Below are 3229 nucleotides of genomic sequence, written 5' to 3'. Positions count from 1 at the left end.
GTCTCCCCATACCACAACAACGAGGACCAAGGCCCGAAGCCACGGCTTGTTTCCCGGCAAGCCCTAACTACACGGCATTGGGACTAGCCCCGGACCGGCGGCAGCGGGACGCGGAAGGTCCGGGGCATGTCCGGGCGCGTCCGGCGCAGCACGACGACGGCCACGTTGACCAGTGCGACGGCGAACAGCGTGCCGATGCTGGTGGCGTCGGCGAGCTGGCCGAGCGGGATCGCGGCGGCCAGGACCCCGCAGAACAGGGAGACGATCAGGGTGTTGGCGCGGGGCGTGCCGGTCCTCGGGTTGACCTTGGCGAACACCGTGGGCACGTGCCCGTCCCGGGACATGGCGAACAGGATGCGGGTCTGGCCGTAGAGCACCGTCAGGACGACGCTCGCGATGGCGATGACCGCGCAGAACGCCAGCAGGGTGCCCCAGAAGGTCTGGCCGGTTACCTCGCGCATGATCTGGGCGAGGGCGGCTTCGGAGCCGGTGAAGTTCTCCCAGGGCTTCGCGCCGACGGCGACGGGCGGGGCGGACAGCGCGGCCGGGATGGTGACGCCTACGGTCCGCGGCGCAGACTGCCTCGCTCACCCTCGCCGCCCTCCGCGACCAGGAGTTCCACCGGCTTGCGGCGCATGAGGCGCGCGCCGGCGCCCGGGGACGGTGAGGCGGTCTTTCTGCTGCTGTGCGGGGGTGCGCCCTGGTCGAGCACGTGGTGACTCCTTCATCGCTGCCGGCCGGAGCGGCGGGGACCGGCAGCGCCCCGCGCCAGCGGGGACCCACCGAGCGGGGTCCCCGCCACGCCATGTACAGCGCAGCACCCTAGGGGGCGCGGCTTCACGGGCCTAATACAGCAGCCTTGCGCGCTACCGCAAGATCGTTGCGTTCCTCGGGCCGGCCCGTTTGTTCGCTGCGCGGGGGCTCTCGACTGTTGCGTACGGCCTGGCCCGCTCTGCTGTTGCGAAGGGGCCCCGGCCGTCCCTTTCGTACGGCCCTGCGGTCAGCTCCAGCTGGCGTGCAGCGGCTTGCCCTCGGCGTAGCCGGCGGCGCTCTGGACGCCGACGATGGCCTTCTCGGCGAACTCCTCCAGGGAGCCGGCGCCGGAGTAGGTGCAGGAGGAGCGGACGCCCGCGATGATCGAGTCGATCAGGTCCTCCACGCCCGGGCGGACCGGGTCGAGGAACATCCGGGAGGTGGAGATGCCCTCCTCGAACAGCCCCTTGCGGGCCCGGTCGTACGCCGACTCCTCGGACGTACGGTTGCGCACGGCACGCGCGGACGCCATGCCGAAGGACTCCTTGTACGCGCGTCCCTGGGCGTCGTGCTGGAGGTCGCCCGGCGACTCGTACGTGCCCGCGAACCACGAGCCGATCATCACGTTGGACGCACCGGCCGCGAGCGCCATGGCCACGTCGCGCGGGTGCCGGACGCCGCCGTCGGCCCACACGTGCTTGCCGTACTGGCGCGCCTCGGCGGCGCACTCCAGGACCGCGGAGAACTGCGGCCGCCCGACGCCGGTCATCATCCGGGTCGTGCACATGGCGCCCGGCCCGACGCCGACCTTGACAATGTCCGCGCCCGCCTCGATCAGATCCCGCACGCCCGCGGCGGCGACGACGTTGCCCGCGACGATCGGGACCTGCGGGTCGAGGGCCCGGACCACCTTGAGCGCGGTGACCATCGACTCCTGGTGGCCGTGCGCGGTGTCGATGACGAGCGTGTCCACGCCCGCGTCGAGCAGTTGCTTGGCCTTGCCCGCGATATCGCCGTTGATCCCGACGGCGGCGGCGATGCGCAGCCGCCCCTGTGCGTCGGTGGCCGGCGTGTACAGCGTGGCGCGCAGGGCGCCCTTGCGGGTGAGGATGCCGGCGAGGCGGCCGCCCGCGTCGACGGCGGGGGCGTAGCGCCGGTTGTGCGAGTCGAGGGTGTTGAAGGCCTCGCGCGGGTCCATGTCCGCGTCGATGAGCAGCAGGTCGCGGGACATGACCTCGGCGAGCTGCGTGAAGCGGTCCACGCCGGACAGGTCGGAGTCGGTGACCACGCCGATCGGCCGCTTGTCCTCGTCCACGACGACACCGGCGTTGTGCGCCCGCTTCGGCAGCAGGGCGAGGGCGTCGGCGACGGTCTGGTGCGGGGCCAGCACGATCGGGGTGTCGAGGACGAGGTGCCGGCTCTTCACCCAGGAGACGACGTCCGTGACGACCTCGATCGGAATGTCCTGCGGGATCACCACGAGCCCGCCCCGGCGGGCCACCGTCTCGGCCATCCGCCGCCCGGCGATGGCGGTCATGTTGGCGACGACGATCGGGATGGTGGTGCCCGTGCCGTCCGGGGAGCTGAGGTCCACGTCCTGACGCGAGCCGACGGCGCTGCGGCTCGGAACCATGAACACGTCGTCGTACGTCAGGTCGTAGGCGGGCCGGATGTCATTGAGGAAACGCACGTGCTGCACATCCCAGTCGATCAGAGGTGGCCCCCGACAGGTCAGCCAGGGGGAAGAGCACGTACTTCAGTGTCCCATGACGGCTGGAATACACCGCCCGGTCACATCATCCAAGCTGGTCAGGGGCCGCTTCGGAGGATCCTCCAGGTGCCGGAAACCGACGCCCGCCGCTACTGGTCCGCCCGGCCCGCGGCATCCGACAGCGCGGACCGCGCCGACTCGATGAACTCGTTCCTGCGCGCGTCGATGTCGTCGAGCGACGCCTGCCCGCGGAGGGAGTCCAGCAGCGCACTCGCAGCGCCGGCGGGCTGCTCCGGGCCCTCCAGAAGAACGGTGCTGTAGGCGCGTTGCAGGTCGGGGAGATCGGTCGGCTGGCCCTCTCCCGTCCTGCGCGTGACGGCGACGGTGTCGGCGGCCTCCAGGAAGCGGGCGTAGGTCTGGCGGCGCTGGTCGAGGATGCGGACGGTGCGCTGTTCCGCGAGGGACAGGCGGAGGGTGTGCAGCGCGGCGTCCGCCTGCCGTTCGCCGGCGGCGCGGGTGGATCTGGCGGAGATCACACTGCCGGCCAGCGCGGCGCCGGCACCGATGAGCGCCGCGCACAGCGCGACGAGCCAGTCAATCATGGGACGCATTCTGCATGTCACGGTCATGCGGCGGTCGCGAGGCCTCCGGGGACGGTGGGTACCATCGCCTCGCCACACCGGACCGGCCCGACGAAAGGTGTGCCGATCTGCGGAAACGCCGTACACGGCAGGCACGGGACCAATAGGCTGGAGAGACACTTGT

Annotated in this window: 3 protein-coding genes and 1 pseudogene; all 4 read right to left on the bottom strand. The window is 71.4% G+C overall.

Translation table 11 applies throughout. The features are described from left to right. Nucleotides 1–92: 92 nt before the first annotated feature. Nucleotides 93–527: pseudogene (locus H8R17_RS12380) on the bottom strand (amino acid permease); the annotation flags it as partial. Between the two features lie 32 nt (nucleotides 528–559). Further along, nucleotides 560–712: a hypothetical protein gene (locus H8R17_RS45660; protein WP_223124927.1), complete on the bottom strand. Its 153-nt coding sequence runs from the start codon at nucleotides 710–712 to the stop codon at nucleotides 560–562. 288 nt (nucleotides 713–1000) lie between these two features. Further along, complete coding sequence (locus H8R17_RS12375; RefSeq protein ID WP_187823206.1) at nucleotides 1001–2443, bottom strand: GuaB1 family IMP dehydrogenase-related protein; 1443 nt, start codon at nucleotides 2441–2443, stop codon at nucleotides 1001–1003. Between the two features lie 170 nt (nucleotides 2444–2613). Continuing rightward, complete coding sequence (locus tag H8R17_RS12370; RefSeq protein WP_187823205.1) at nucleotides 2614–3066, bottom strand: hypothetical protein; 453 nt, start codon at nucleotides 3064–3066, stop codon at nucleotides 2614–2616. Nucleotides 3067–3229: the final 163 nt, after the last annotated feature.

It is taken from the genome of Streptomyces sp. TRM68367 (assembly GCF_014495685.1).
Lineage (GTDB): Bacteria > Actinomycetota > Actinomycetes > Streptomycetales > Streptomycetaceae > Streptomyces.
The sequence above is the reverse complement of the archived record's forward strand: the minus strand, read 5'-3'. Positions and strand labels throughout refer to the sequence as shown.